Consider the following 14,114-nt stretch of genomic DNA (forward strand, 5'->3'; position numbering starts at 1 on the left):
GCCCAACCGCTATCCCGGAAGACGCAGCACAGCCCCATGGCCTCCACTTTTGACAGCCCCCGCCTGATTGCCGACATCGGCGGCACCTTTGCCCGCTTCGCGCTGGAGCTGGCGCCGGGACGCTTCGAGCACCTCAGCTCCCTGCGCTGTGCGGACCACCCCGACTTCCATGCGGCGGTCAGCCACTACCTGCAAAGCCTGCCCGCCGGGCTTCAACCCCGCCATGCCGGCGTGGCCATCGCCAACCCGGTCGAGGGCGACAGGGTGCGCATGACCAATTACCACTGGCAGTTCTCGATCGAGGAGATGCGCCAGCGCCTGGGCCTGGACACTTTGCTGGTGGTGAACGACTTCACCGCCCTGGCCATGGCCCTGCCCCGGCTCTCGGGCAATGAGGTGCGCCAGATCGGTGGCGGTCAGGCTCACAAGCACAGCGTGATCGGCCTGCTGGGCTCGGGCTCGGGTCTGGGCGTCTCGGGCCTGATCCCGGCCGGCGAGGGCTGGGTGGCCCTGGGCACCGAGGGCGGTCACACCAGCTTCTCACCGCGCGACGAGCGCGAGATCGCCCTGCTGCGCCATGCCTGGCGGCAGTTCGAGCATGTGTCCTTCGAGCGCCTGCTCTCCGGCCCCGGCCTGGAGCTGATCTACCGCGCCATGGCCGAACGCGCCGGCCAAACGCCAGAACCCCTGCAGGCCCCCGAGATCACGCAGCGGGCCCTGGACAACAGCGACGCGCTCTGCGCCGAAACCCTGGAGCTTTTCTGCGCCCTGCTGGGCACGGCGGCAGCCAATCTGGCCGTCACCCTGGGCGCCCTGGGCGGCATTTACATCGGTGGCGGTATCGTGCCGCGTCTGGGCGAGTACTTCGAGCGCTCGCGCTTTCGCCAGCGCTTCGAGGACAAGGGGCGCTTCAGCAGCTATCTGGCCGCCATCCCCACCTATGTCATCACGGCCGAGCATGCCACTTTCATCGGTGCCTCGGCCATTCTGCAGGCCCAGCTGCGCCAGCTGGAGAGTGGCGGCGAAGGCGCCATCCTGGAGCAGATTCGCCGCGCTCGCGGCCAGCTCTCGCCGGCCGAGCTGCGCGTGGCCGAGCATGTGCTGGCCCATGCCCGCGCGGTGCTGAACGATCCGATTGCCGAGATCGCCCGCGCCGCCCAGGTCAGCCAGCCCACGGTGATCCGCTTCTGCCGCTCCCTGGGCTGCGAGGGCCTGTCGGACTTCAAGCTGCGTCTGGCCTCGGGCCTGACCGGCACCATGCCCGTGACCCACACCCAGGTCACGCAGGACGACTCCATGGTGGAGCTGGGCTCCAAGGTGCTGTCCAACACCGCCTCGGCCATCCTGCAGGTCCGCAGCGCGCTCAACCGGGAGATGATCGACCGTGCGGTCAGCCTGCTGCTGGCGGCCAATCGCATCGAGTTCTATGCCGTCGGCCACTACGGCGTGGTGGCGCAGGATGCGCAATTCAAGTTCCTGCGCTTTGGCGTGCCCAGCAACTGCTACACCGACCCGCGCCTGCAGAGCCTGGCGGCCGAGGTGCTGGGCGAGCGCGATGTGGCCGTGATCATCAGCGCCGGCGGCAAGCTGCCCGAACTGCTGGCCGTGGCCGAGAAGGCCCGCGAGCGTGGGGCCAAGGTGGTGGCCATCACGGCCAGCCAGTCGCCGCTGAGCCGCAAGGCCGACGCCACCCTGATCGTGGACCATGTGGAGGACGTGGCCACCCACCTGCCCATGGTGAGCCGCATCCTGCATCTGCTGGTCATCGACATCCTGGCCGTGGGCATGGCCATGCGCCGCAACCCCGAAGCGCCTCTGGCCGGTCTGGCCCGCGAGGCGCTGGAGGAAGCCAGCGAGCCGCCACGGCCGCGCGGCGCAGCCAGCGCCGCGCCGGGGGTCAGCCTCTCGCGTCTGACCTCGCACAGCCGCTGAGGGCCACGCGCCCTCACCAGCCGGAGAACAGCTCCTCCGCCAGGCCAAATGCCGTGCTGGCCCCCGTGCCGCTGGTCACGGCCACGACGCGCGTGGCGGCATCCGGCGCCAGCACCAGACAGGGATGACTGGGCGACGAGGGGTAATGTCCCACCCAGCGCTCCAGCACCTCCACCTCGTCCAGCGCCAGGTTCTCGCGCAGATGGCGCAGGATCAGCCCGTCCACCTCGGCCGAGGCAAAGGGTGGCAGCACCGGTCCGTAGTGGTGGGAGTCGCCCACCACCAGGCTGCCATCCGCGCTCTGCACCGCGATCAGATGGATGCCATGGGCCAGGCTCTCGCCCTCGTCCGCCGCCAGTCGCGCGCGCAGCGCCTGCGCCTCGGACAGGGCCGAGAAGCCCTCGTAGCGCACCAGGCTCAGATCGCCCATCACCGGGGCATCCAGCCGCCAGCCCGCGGGCGGGCGCACGCGCAGCATCTGCAGCTGGCATTGCCGCAAGCCATGCGGTGCCCACAGCGGCGCAAACAGGCCGTTGAGCTCAGCGCCACCACAGAACACCACGCGCTCAGCACGGTACTCGGCACGCGCACTGATCACCCGCGGCGTTTGCACCTGCAGCACCGCCTCCCCAAACCGGAACTGCACCCCATGCGCCGTCGCCAACCAGGCCGCCAGCCGCGGAATGGCCTCGCGCGACTCGACCCGCAGCTCATGCGGGCTGTACAGCACCGCACCCAGCCCCTCGGCCCGCAGAGCGGGATGGCGGCGCAGGGCCTCGCTCGGCGTCAGCAGCTCGCAGCCCGCCGCCATCTCGGTGCTCATGAAGGCCTGGAGCAGCGCCACCGCCTCGGGGCGCCGCGCACAGATCCAGGCCCCGCGCTGCAGGATGTCGATGCCGGCCTGAGGCGCCAGCTCGGCCCAGCGCTCGCGGCTGCGCCGGGCACGCGCCCAGCTGCTGCCTGCGCGCTGACCGCTCACCGTGACAAAGCCGAAGTTGCGGATGGAGGCGCCGATGCAGGCGGCATCGCGCTCCAGCACGATCACACGCAGCCCCCGGCGCGCCGCCTCCCAGGCATGCGCCAGTCCCACGATGCCTGCGCCCACAACGAGCACATCGCAATGCCGTTCCGCCGAATCCGCCCACCCCATGACTGCGTGCTCCGCAAAAAGCGCCTGACTCTAGGGCTGGGTCATGGCAGCGCCGTGACAGTCCCCCGGGTTATGGAGCATGTGTCGCCTCCCGGCCGCCCCTAGCATGGGGCATCGCATTTCTTGAGTTGGAGCCGCCCATGAGCGCTGTGGTTCAGGCCGATCTGCCCTCCCTGCCCGGTCTGCTGGACAGGCAGGCCTTGCGTCCGGCGCTGGCAGCCGCGGCCGACGCCGCCAGCGCCAGCGGCCATGCCCTGGCCCTGCTGACCCTGGATCTGGATCATTTCAAGGACTACCAGGATCGCGCCGGGGAGGCCGCCGCCCGACAGGTGCTGACCCAGCTGGCTCTGCTGCTCGAGCAGCTCAAGCCGCCCACGGCCCGCCTAGCCTATCTGGGCGCCGATGAGTTCGTGCTCATCCTGCCGGACTGCCAGCTGGCCCAGGCCACGGCCCTGGCCGAGCGCCTGCGCGAGCGCATCGCCGCGGCACTGGCCCAGCTCGACCAGCAGCCCCCGCTCACCGCCACCTTGGGCGTGGCCGCCACGCCGCCGGGTCGCGGCTGGAGCGCCGAGAGCCTGCTGGCCCTGGCCGATACCCGCATGACCTTTGCCAAGCGCCGCCTGCCGCCCCACCACAACCTGGTCTGGGCCGGCGCCCTGCCCTCGGACTGGCTGGGCCGTCTGGGCCTGAGTGCGGGCAGCTGGCCGGGGCTCTGAGGCCTGCGGTAAGCCTCGAAGAGGCAGCGGCGTCGCAGGACTCAGTCGTGCGAGCTGCGGCGTGCGCATGAGGGCGTCGCGATCCGCCCTGCCTAGAATCAAACGGCCATGCGCCCCCTGCCCCTGATCGTCATCCTCCTGGTGCTCAATCATGTGGCTTTTGCCGGCAGCCGCATGGCGGTCGCGCTCTTTGCCTTGCAACAGCCGGGCGCGGGCGCCCTGACGGTGGGCCTGCTGATGGCCGTGTATGCCCTGCTGCCCGCCCTGCTCTCGGTCAGCGCCGGCCGCTGGATCGACCGCGAGGGTATCAACCGCCCCATGCTGCTGGGCACGGCCGGCGTGGGCCTGGGCACCCTGGCGCCTTTTGTGCTGCCGGGCCTGCCCACCCTGTTCTTCACCGCCGTGCTGGTGGGCCTGTCCTTCATGCTCATCAATGTCGCGGCCTATCACGCCGTGGGCGAGATGAGCGCGCCCGAGGAGCGCACGGTCAACTTCAGCTATGTGGCCCTGGGTTTCTCCACCTCCACCTTCATCGCGCCCCTGCTGACCGGCGTCTCCATCGACGCCCTGGGCTACCGCGCCGCCTTCCTGATCCTGGCCCTGTTCACCGTGCTGCCCCTGCTGGCACTCTGGGCCCGCCTGCTGCCCGAGGCCCAGCGCCAGGAGCAGCGCGGCAGCGAAGCGCCCGGCCCCGTGCTGGAGCTGCTGCGCGACCCCGAGCTGCGCCGGCTCTTCATCGCCATGGCCATACTCACCGTGGGCTGGGACATCTACAACTTCGCCGTGCCGGTCTATGGCGCGCAGAACGGACTCACGCCCTCCCAGATCGGCATCGTCATGGGTTCCTTCGCCGCGGCCACCTTCACGGTGCGCCTGGCCATGCCCTTCATCGCCCACCGCACGCGTCCCTGGCCCCTGCTGGCCGTGTCCCTGCTGCTGGCGGGTCTGGCCTATGCCGCCCTGCCCTTCACGCACAGCGTGGGCCTGCTGATGCTGATCACCTTTGTGCTCGGTCTGGGCCTGGGCGCCCCGCAGCCCACGGTGCTGACCCTGCTGCATCAGAGTGCGCCGGCCGGTCGCGCAGCCGAGGCCCTGGGCCTGCGCACCACCATGATCAACGGCAGCCAGACCGTGATGCCCCTGGTCTTTGGCGCCCTGGGCGCGGCCCTGGGCGTGGCGCCGCTGTTCTGGGCCATGGCCGCCGCCATGCTGGCGGGCAGCGTCTTCGCCAAACGACGCTAGCGCGGCCCGCGCCGGTTACACACCCCCGGGGGAGGGACAAGCCCCCGAGACTGACCGATACTGCGCCCGCGGCCGAATGGGTCGCGACGCCATCCCGGAGAACAAGCCATGGGCCTGATGGATTTCATCAAGAAACAGTTCATCGACATCCTGCAGTGGACGGAGCAGGACGAGGAGACCCTGGTCTGGCGCTTCCCCATGGCCGAGATGGAGATCCAGTACGGCGCCTCGCTCACGGTGCGTGAGTCGCAGATCGCCGTCTTCGTCAACGAGGGTCAGGTGGCCGATGTCTTCGGCCCCGGCATGTACAAGCTCAGCACCCAGACCCTGCCGGTGCTGACCTATCTGAAGAACTGGGACAAGCTCTTCGAGTCGCCCTTCAAGAGCGATGTCTACTTCTTCAGCACCCGCCAGCGCCTGGACCAGCGCTGGGGCACGCAGCAGCCCGTCACCATCCGCGACAAGGACTTCGGCGCCGTGCGCCTGCGCGCCTTCGGCAACTACGCCTACCGCATCGTGGACGCCAAGCGCTTCCACACCGAGGTCTCGGGCACGCGCGAACGCTACACGGTGCAGGACCTGGACGGTCAGCTGCGCGGCCTGATGCTGCAGCACATCAGCGACGCGGTAGCCCAGAGCGGCATCCCCTTCCTGGACCTGGCCGCCAACCAGATCGAGTTCGCCAAGGCCTTGCAGGCCGCCACCGCGCCCGCTTTCGAGGCCCTGGGCCTGAAGCTGGAGTCGGTGACCCTGCAGAACGTGTCCCTGCCCGAGGAGCTGCAGAAGATCCTGGACCAGAAGATCGGCATGGGCATGATCGGCCAGAACATGGGCCAGTTCATGCAGTACCAGGCCGCCCAGGCCCTGCCCAAGATGGCCGAGGGCGTGGGCCAGGGTGGTGGCGGCGGCGTGGCCGGCGATGCCATGGGTCTGGGGGCAGGTCTTGCCATGGGCCAGGTCCTGGCCCAGCAGCTGCAGGCCGGCCTCGCACCGGCCGCTGCTGCCGCGGCAGCGCCCATGGCACCGGCACAGAGCGCCGACGAGATCATGGCCCTGCTGGAGAAGCTGGGCGATCTCAAGGCCAAGGGCATCCTGACCGACGAGGAATTCGCCGCCAAGAAGGCCGAGCTCCTGAAGAAGCTGGGCTGACCCGGTCTTGAGCAGCACGCAGCAACGCCGCTGGGAGGCGGTCTGTCCGAACTGCGGCGCGCCGGTGGCCTTTGCGAGCGCGGCCTCGGCCAGCGCCGTCTGCAGCTATTGCCGCTCCACCCTGGTGCGCGAGGGCGAGGCCCTGCGCAAGATCGGCCTGAGTGCCGAGCTCTTCGAGGACTACTCGCCCCTGCAGCTCGGCGCCAGCGGTCGCCATGCGGGCGCCCCCTTCAGCGTGTTGGGCCGCCTGCAGCTGCGCTATGCCGAGGGGAGCTGGAACGAATGGCACATCCTCTTTGACGGCGGGCGCAGCGCCTGGCTCAGCGAGGACAACGGCGCCTTCGTCATCGCCTTCGAGGCCCCGCTGAGCGCGCCGGCGCCGGCCCTGGACGAACTCGTCGTCGGCGCCCAGCACATCATCAACGGCCAGCCCTGGCAGGTGGCGTCCAAGCTGGAGACCACCCTGCTGGCGGCCGAGGGTGAGCTGCCCCACCCGCCCGAGCTGCTGAAAAGCTTCTGGGTGGTCGAGCTGCGCAATGCGCAGGGCGAGGTGGGCTCGCTGGAGTTCAGCCAGCCCGGCGTCCCGACCTGGTCGCTGGGCCGCTCGGTGCGGCTGGCCGAGCTGGCCATGAGCGGCCTGCGCGAGGACAGCAGCAAGACCCTGGCGTCCCAGGCGCGCGCCTGCCCCAGCTGCGGCGCCGCGCTCTCACCCCGCCTGGACAAGAGCCAGTCCATCGTCTGCGAGCAATGCCAGTCGGTGGTGGACATCTCGCGCGATGCGCTGGGTGCGGGCCTGGCGCACTACGCCCAGCAGGTGGGCATGCAGCCGCAGATCCCCCTGGGCAGCACGGGCCTGCTGGCGCTCTCGGGCGGCAAGCCCCTGCCCTGGCAGGTGGTGGGCTATCTGGAGCGCTGCGACATCCCTGAAAGCGCCGAGGATGAGCAGAGCTTCTGGCGCGAGTACCTGCTCTTCAACAAGACCGAAGGCTTTGCCTTTCTGGTGGACACGGACGAAGGCTGGAGCCTGGTGCGCCCGCTCACCGGCGCGCCGCGCGGCAAGGGGGAGCGCGTCGAATGGCAGGGCAAGACCTTCAGCAAGCGCTGGACCTATACCGCCAAAGTCACCCATGTGCTTGGCGAGTTCTACTGGCGCGTCAAGCGCGAGGAACGCGCCCTGGTCAGCGACTACGAGTGCAAGACCGGCAGCCGCAGCGAGCTGCTCAGCCGCGAGCAAAGCGGCCAGGAGGTGGTGTGGAGCCATGGCCGCGCGCTGGACGCGGCCGAGGTACACAAGGCCTTTGCCCTGGCCCCGGAGCTCGGCGCGGCCCTGCAGCGCGATGCAAGAAGCCTGAGCGCCGACTCCGGCACCTTGCTGCGCAATATCGTGGTGGGCCTGTTCATGGTGGCCCTGGTCTTTGCCCTGATCCGCGGCTGCAGCCGCGACGACTGCGATGACTACCGTGAGGCCTATGGGGCCAGCAGCCGGGAGTACCAGCAATGCCAGCAGCGCAGCAGCGGCTCGGGCGTGCGCTTCGGCTCGGGGGGCGGCTCCTATGGCGGCTACAGCGGCGGCGGCGGCGGCCACAAGTGAGCGGCTCGATGGCCGCTGCACCTACCTTTCACTCAAACGGCTTCTGAGGAGAACAGAGATGGACATTGAATGGCTCAAGCCCGCCGTGGTGCTGGGTTCGGTGATGTATGCGGTGATCGGCGTCATCGTGTTCTGGGTCAGCTTCGTCATCGTCGACAAGCTCACGCCCTACAAGCTCTGGGAAGAGATCGTCGAGCACAAGAACCTGGCCCTGGCCATCGTCATCGGGGCCAAGTGCATTGCCATCGGCCTGATCGTGGCGGCGGCGATCAAGGGGTGAGGCGGGCGGTGCGCCGGGTTCGTCTCTTCGCCGCAGCTCTCCTGACCCTGGCGCTCGCGTCGGGGGGACTCTTGCAGCGACACGCCCTTGCCTGCGAACTGCTGCCACTGATGAACTACCCTCAGCTGGGCAAGCAGGTATTTCTGTACCCCGAAGTGCCGGACGCCCCGGGCGACCAACGTGCTGACATCGAGGAGCTGCTCGCATCGGCCCATGAGCGCATCCAGTCAATCTACGGACAGCCACGCTCACGGCCACGCATGCTGATCACATCGAGCGCGAGCTCGGCCGCGCGATGGGGAGCCAACGAAACTGCCTCGATGCACAGGCTTCCGGGGCGGTCATGCATCGTGATCGGGCCTAAAGGACTGAATGTCGATGTGATCGCACATGAGTGGCTGCACGCCGAGATTCAGCAGCGCGTCGGCTACCTTCGCCACCTGATGGAGATCCCGGTCTGGTTTGATGAAGGCGCGGCCCTGACGGTGGACTACCGCCCACCGTTTCTGCCGCAAAACATCAGCCTCAGCGCCATTGAAGTCCAGGACGTCAAGTCCTTGCGCAGCGGCAGCGCCTTCTTTTCAGGAGATGTTCGCAAGAACTACCAGGCGGCAAGGCTGGCGGTGCAGCCGCTGATTTCGCCCGAGCGCCTTTACAGCGAGCTTGAGCGGATCGGCGCTGGCGACTCGTTTGAAAGCGTCTTCCCGAACGCCATCAGACCTCTCCGATCGTCATCTGGCAGGCAGCCCCACTGATTCGGCACGGACTCAGCCCAGGCCAAACAGGGAACTCGGTGGGCCGCCCCGCGCTCAGGCACATTTCGCAGCGCGGGGCTGGCTTTCATCTCAGAACCAGCTGCTGATCTGCGCCAGCGGCTTCTTGATGCCGCCATGCACCGGCACCTGACAGCCCGGCTTGGGATGCCCCACCACCAGCAGGATGACGGGTTTCTCGGACTCAGGGCGGCCGCAAAGCTTGCTCAAAAAACCCATGGGGCTGGGGGTATGGGTCAGGGTAGCCAAGCCGGCATCGTGCAGGGCGGCGATCAGAAAGCCGGTGGCAATGCCCACGGACTCGGGCACGTAGTAATGGCTGAAGCGCTCCCCCTGGGCGTCGATGCCATACTTCTGCGCAAAGATAGCGATCAGCAACGGCGCCTCTTCCAGAAAGGGCTTGTTGGCGTCGGTGCCCAGCGGCGCCAGCGCGCGCAACCATTCTTCGGGCGCGCGCCCGTTGTAGAAGCTGCGTTCTTCTTCCTCAGCGGCAGCGCGGATCTGCGACTTGCGCTCGGGGTCGGTGATGACCGCGAAGTGCCAGGGCTGCTGGTTCGCACCGGAAGGCGCGGTGCCGGCGGCCAGCAGGCATTGTTCGATCACGGCGCGATCAACCGGCCGGCTGTCGAAGTCGCGCACGGTGCGACGGCACCGCAGGTTCTGGTAGCTGGCGCGAGCCCGCTCCAGCATGGTGTCGGCGGGCAGTTCACGGTAGCCGGTCAGTGGCTCCATGGCCGGAGCAGGCATTGTGTGCATGGCTTTTCGGCGAAATGATGGTCGGGGCCGAGGCGGTAACCTCGGAACTGCCGGGAGCATAGCGAGGGCACGGCGTCGGTCAATCGGGGTGAAGCCTGCCATAAAGTGCGCTCGACACAAGCGCGATACTTGCGAGCGTGCTCGCCCTCAAGCTCCTTCTCGTACCCAGCTTTCTTCTGCTCGTCTCACTGGCCAGTCAGCGCTGGGGGCCTGCGGTCGCTGGATGGCTTGCGGGGCTGCCCGTGGTGGCGGGCCCCATCCTGGGTTTCATTGCCGTCGAACAGGGGTCAGCTTTTGCTGCCAAGGCCGCGGCCACGGCGGCGGTCGGTCTGCTGGCCTCGGTCTCATTCAGCGTGGCCTATGCCCATGCGGCGCATGGGCGCAGCTGGCCTGCTGCGCTGGGGCTGGGGCTGCTGGCTTGGCTGTGCGCTGCGGCGCCGCTGAGTCTCCTGCCCGCCCACCCCCTGCTTGGCCTGGGCTTGGCCCTGCTGACCCTGCTGCTGGCGCCGCCGCTGTTCCCCCAACCGCGAGCGCTGAACAAGGCGATGCGCCTGCGTCCCAGCGAGATGGGGCTGCGCATGGCGGCGGGGGCCCTGCTGACCCTGGGCGTGAGCGGCGTGGCCGGCATGATGGGCAGCCACTGGAGCGGCCTGCTGGCCGTCTTCCCGATGCTGGGCTGCACGCTGGCCGTGTTCTCCCACCGCTCGCAGGGTGGCGCCTATGCGGCCACCCTGCTGCGTGCGATGGTGACCGGGCTGTACTCCCTGGCAGCCTTCTGCGTGAGCCTGTCCCTGCTACTGCCGCGTCTGGACATGCCCCTGGCCTTTGGCCTGGCCACGCTGCTGTGCCTGGCCGTGCAACTGGCTACCCGCAACACCGGGCTGGCACGACGTTAGAGGCCTGCGCATAGACTTGCCCCGCGCCTGACCCTGCATGGGCCACAGGCCCAGTCTCCGACTCACCGCCACCATGTCCGACACCGCCGCCACATCCAGCAGTCCTCCCGCCCCCATCTCCCTGCCCGAGCTGCTGCTGCTCGCGGGTGTCTTTGTCATCGCCGCCTGCGGTCTGGTCTATGAGCTGGCGGCCGGTGCCCTGGCCAGCTATCTGCTGGGCGACTCGGTCCTGCAGTTCAGCACCATCATCGGGGCCTACCTCTTTGCCATGGGCCTGGGTTCCTGGCTCAGCCGCTATGTGGAGCGGCAGCTATTGGCGCAGTTCCTCAAGATCGAGCTGCTGGTGGGCGTGATCGGGGGGCTGATGCCCGCCGCCCTCTTCATGGTCCACAGCCTGCTGCCGCCCGAGCACAGCACGAGCTTTCGTGTGCTGCTCTACGGTCTGGTGCTGCTGGTGGGCACCCTGGTGGGTCTGGAGATCCCGCTGGTCATGCGCATCCTGAAGGCCCAGTTCGGCCAGCGCTACGGCCTGCGCGAGCTGGTCTCCCAGGTGCTGACCTTCGACTATCTGGGTGCCCTGCTGGTGGCCGTGGCTTTTCCGCTGCTGCTGGTGCCGCATCTGGGGCTGATACGCACCGGTGTGTTCTTCGGCCTGCTCAATGTGCTGGTGGCGGTCTGGGCCCTGTGGCTGTTCCGCGGCCAGCTGCGCGCTTTCAAAAGCCATGCCTGGGCCTGCGGCCTGTCCCTGCTGCTGCTGGGCACGGCCATGCTGCAGGCCGAGCAGCTGACCAGCTGGGCCGAGCAGCGTTTTTATGGCGAGCGCATCCTGCTCAAGCGCAGCAGCGACTACCAGCGCATCGTGCTCACCGAGAGCCGGGCCGGCACGCGGCTCTTTCTCAACGGCAATCTGCAGTTCCACTCGCGCGACGAATACCGCTATCACGAGAGCCTGGTGCATCCGGCCATGGCCGCCCATGGCGCGCCCAAGAAGGTGCTGGTGCTGGGCGGGGGGGATGGCATGGCGGTGCGCGAGGTGCTGCGCTATCCCGCCGTGGAGCAGATCACCCTGGTGGAGCTGGACCCGCAGATGACCCAGCTCTTCGCCAGCCTGCCCCTGCTGACCCGCCTCAATGAGCGGGCGCTCCAAAGCCCCAAGCTGCGCATCGTCAACACCGATGCCTTCGGTTGGCTGGAGCGCAGCCGCGAGGTCTTCGACCTCATCGTCATCGACTTCCCCGACCCCAGCAATTTCGCACTGGGCAAGCTCTACACCGCCAGCTTCTACCAGCTGGTGGACCAGCATCTGGCGGCCGGCGGCTTTGCCGTGGTGCAGACCACCTCGCCCCTGATTGCCCGGCGCAGCTTCTGGACCGTGGTGAACACCATCGAGTCCGTGGGCCTGAGCACCACGCCCTACCACGCCCATGTGCCCAGCTTCGGCGAGTGGGGCTTTGTGATCGCCTCACGCCGTCCCTGGCAGGCTCCGCGCGAGCTGCCCCCCGGCCTGCGCTATCTGAGCCCCGAGGTCCTGCCGGGCATGCTGCAGTTCCCCCCCGATATGGCGCGGGTGGAGACGGGCGTGAACCGGCTGTCCAACCAGCTGCTGGTGCAGGAGTTCGAGGCGGAATGGGGCAAGCACCATTGAAGCGGGCGGGTCTGCGACGCCGCAGCTTTGTGCTGGCGGCTGCTAGCACCCTGCCGCTGGCGGCCTGCCAGGCACCGCCCCCCGCGCTGCAAGGGGGCTGGGTCGGCGCCAGCCCCGAGCGCGGGCATCGACTGCGGGGGGCGGACCAGGCGGCGCGCTGGGGCGAGGGCCCGCTGCGCCGGGCGCAGGTTCTGGTGGTCGGGGGCGGCGTCGCAGGCCTGGCCTGCGCGCGCCAGCTGGCCCAGGCCGGCGTGGACGTGGCCCTGCTGGAGCTGGAAGACCAGGCCGGCGGCAATGCCCGCGCTCACAGCCTGGGCGGCCAGGCCTGCCCCCTGGGTGCGCACTACCTGCCCCTGCCCGGCGGCGAGGCCCGCGAAGTGCAGCGCCTGCTGCACGAGCTGGGCCTGGCGCGCCAGCATCTGGGGCGCACGGTCTATGAGGAGCGCCATCTCTGCCATGCGCCACAGGAGCGTCTGTTCTACCAGGGCGCCTGGCACGAGGGTCTGCTGCCGCCCCACGAAGATGAGCCGCGGCGCTTGGCCCAGTACCGCGCTTTTGCTGTGGCGGTCGACCGCGCTCAGCGGGACCTGGGCTTTGCCATGCCCTCGCACCGCGCACCGTGGACGGCCGGCCACGCGGCCCTGGACGCGCAGAGCTTTGCCCAGTGGCTGGATCATCAAGGCCTGGATGAGCCCGGCCTGCGCTGGTATCTGGACTATTGCTGCCGCGATGACTACGGGGCCGACAGCCGCGAGGTCTCGGCCTGGGCCGGCATCCATTACTTCGCCAGCCGGCATGGATTTCATGCGCCCGGCGATGCGCCCTCCGAGCGCGAGGCGGTGCTGACCTGGCCCGAGGGCAATGCCTGGCTCACCCAGCGCATGGCCGCCGATCTGGGCGAGCGCATCCACGGTGCACGCACGGTGCTGCGCGTGCGCGAGCAGCGCGACGGCGTCGAGCTGCTGGCCTGGAACGAGCAGGCCCAGGCCCCCGAGCGCTGGCAGGCCTCGCAGCTGGTCCTGGCCACGCCGCTCTTCATCGCCCGCCGCCTGCTGGAGCAGGCGCCCGAGCCCCTGCAGCAGCTGCAGCTGCTGCTACCTTATGCCCCCTGGTTGGTCAGCAATCTGCGCCTCAAGGTGCCCGAGCTGCTGGCCCGGCCGGGCATGGGCCAAGCCTGGGACAGCGTGGTCTACGGCAGCAAGGCCCTGGGCTATGTGGACGCGCGCCATCAGAGCCTGGACCCCACGCCCCGCCCGGGGCTGATCACGCATTACTGGGCCCTGCCCCGCCACGAGCGCGGCGCCCTCTTGCAGGGCCGCTGGGAGAGCTGGGCCCAGCGCGTGATCGCCGAGCTCGCCAGCACCCATGCCGACCTGCCTCAGTCCGTCAGCGAGATCGCCCTGGCGCGCTGGGGTCATGCGATGGCGATTCCGGTGCCGGGCCTGCGCGGCTCAGCCGCCCTGGCGGCCCTGCGTTCACGGGCCTGGGGGCGGCTGCACTTTGCCCACAGCGATCTGGCGAGCTACTCGGTGTTCGAAGAGGCCTACACCCAGGGCTGCGAGGTGGCCAGCCGCCTGCTGCAGCACGCTCGGACTCAGCCGCGCAAGAGCTCCTGAGCCTGCACGGTCTGCGGCTCGAAGGCCGGCAGCAGCCCATCCATCAAGGCCCGGGCCTTGGCCCCATTGTCCTGGCCGAGGTTGCAGACATACACATCCACGGTCACCGCCCGCAGCTCCGGCCAGGTGTGCAGGGCCAGATGCGATTCGGCCAGCAGCACCACACCGGTGACGCCACTCTGGCTCTCGCCCGGGGCGGGTGTGAAGCGGTGAAAGAGCTCGCCCACGGCCTCGAGCCCGACATGGGCCACGACCTTCAGACACAGCTGACGCAAGGCCTGGACATCGCTCATCAAGGGCAGATCGGCGCGACAGCCGCGCAGATCCGCCACCAGGTGCAGGCCTTGCATGGGATGCGCCAGCCCCTG

The 14,114-nt window shown here is 69.0% G+C and carries 13 protein-coding genes; 10 read left to right on the top strand and 3 right to left on the bottom strand.

Annotated elements, in window-relative coordinates; translation table 11 throughout:
* The first annotated feature begins 36 nt into the window (after positions 1–36).
* On the top strand, positions 37–1,932 hold the full coding sequence (locus DFR39_RS13210; RefSeq protein ID WP_133604050.1) for a glucokinase: 1,896 nt from the start codon (positions 37–39) through the stop codon (positions 1,930–1,932).
* 13 nt (positions 1,933–1,945) lie between these two features.
* Here the strand turns inward: DFR39_RS13210 and DFR39_RS13215 are convergent, their stop codons facing one another.
* Entirely contained in the window at positions 1,946–3,082 is a 1,137-nt protein-coding gene (locus DFR39_RS13215; RefSeq protein ID WP_133604051.1) for a TIGR03364 family FAD-dependent oxidoreductase, read from the bottom strand.
* A gap of 140 nt (positions 3,083–3,222) precedes the next feature.
* Between DFR39_RS13215 and DFR39_RS13220 the strand changes: the two genes are divergently transcribed.
* The 6 genes from DFR39_RS13220 (at position 3,223) to DFR39_RS13245 (ending at position 8,815) form a co-directional block, all read left to right on the top strand.
* Entirely contained in the window at positions 3,223–3,798 is a 576-nt protein-coding gene (locus DFR39_RS13220) for a GGDEF domain-containing protein (RefSeq protein ID WP_133604052.1), read from the top strand.
* A gap of 108 nt (positions 3,799–3,906) precedes the next feature.
* Positions 3,907–5,040 carry an MFS transporter gene (locus tag DFR39_RS13225; RefSeq protein ID WP_133604053.1) on the top strand — a complete coding sequence of 378 codons (1,134 nt, stop codon included), beginning with the start codon at positions 3,907–3,909 and terminating at the stop codon, positions 5,038–5,040.
* Between the two features lie 108 nt (positions 5,041–5,148).
* Positions 5,149–6,189, top strand: a complete 1,041-nt coding sequence (locus DFR39_RS13230; protein WP_133604054.1) for an SPFH domain-containing protein — start codon at positions 5,149–5,151, stop codon at positions 6,187–6,189.
* Positions 6,190–6,196: 7 nt separating this feature from the next.
* A complete protein-coding gene (locus DFR39_RS13235; protein ID WP_133604055.1) occupies positions 6,197–7,780 on the top strand; it encodes a DUF4178 domain-containing protein in 1,584 nt (527 codons plus the stop codon).
* A 58-nt stretch (positions 7,781–7,838) separates the two neighbouring features.
* Entirely contained in the window at positions 7,839–8,060 is a 222-nt protein-coding gene (locus DFR39_RS13240; RefSeq protein WP_133604056.1) for a DUF350 domain-containing protein, read from the top strand.
* 110 nt (positions 8,061–8,170) lie between these two features.
* Positions 8,171–8,815, top strand: a complete 645-nt coding sequence (locus DFR39_RS13245) for a hypothetical protein (protein WP_133604057.1) — start codon at positions 8,171–8,173, stop codon at positions 8,813–8,815.
* Between the two features lie 90 nt (positions 8,816–8,905).
* Here the strand turns inward: DFR39_RS13245 and DFR39_RS13250 are convergent, their stop codons facing one another.
* Complete coding sequence (locus DFR39_RS13250; RefSeq protein WP_211343869.1) at positions 8,906–9,589, bottom strand: nitroreductase family protein; 684 nt, start codon at positions 9,587–9,589, stop codon at positions 8,906–8,908.
* Between the two features lie 245 nt (positions 9,590–9,834).
* On the opposite strand from DFR39_RS13250, the gene DFR39_RS13255 reads away from it, so the two are divergent.
* The 3 genes from DFR39_RS13255 (at position 9,835) to DFR39_RS13265 (ending at position 13,746) form a co-directional block, all read left to right on the top strand.
* Positions 9,835–10,485 (top strand): hypothetical protein, encoded by a 651-nt coding sequence (locus DFR39_RS13255; RefSeq protein WP_211343870.1) that lies wholly within the window; start codon positions 9,835–9,837, stop codon positions 10,483–10,485.
* A gap of 73 nt (positions 10,486–10,558) precedes the next feature.
* A complete protein-coding gene (locus DFR39_RS13260) occupies positions 10,559–12,130 on the top strand; it encodes a polyamine aminopropyltransferase (protein WP_133604059.1) in 1,572 nt (523 codons plus the stop codon).
* A complete protein-coding gene (locus DFR39_RS13265; protein ID WP_246030825.1) occupies positions 12,112–13,746 on the top strand; it encodes an FAD-dependent oxidoreductase in 1,635 nt (544 codons plus the stop codon). Before DFR39_RS13260 ends, DFR39_RS13265 begins: the two co-directional genes overlap by 19 nt.
* On the opposite strand, the gene speD is transcribed toward DFR39_RS13265, so the two are convergent.
* The gene (gene speD, locus DFR39_RS13270) at positions 13,725–14,096 is read right to left on the bottom strand and encodes an adenosylmethionine decarboxylase (RefSeq protein WP_133604060.1); all 372 of its coding nucleotides are present in this window, start codon (positions 14,094–14,096) and stop codon (positions 13,725–13,727) included. The genes DFR39_RS13265 and speD overlap by 22 nt on opposite strands.
* Between the last annotated feature and the right edge of the window lie 18 nt (positions 14,097–14,114).

This window comes from Roseateles asaccharophilus (assembly GCF_004362405.1).
Taxonomy (GTDB): Bacteria; Pseudomonadota; Gammaproteobacteria; order Burkholderiales; family Burkholderiaceae_C; genus Kinneretia; species Kinneretia asaccharophila.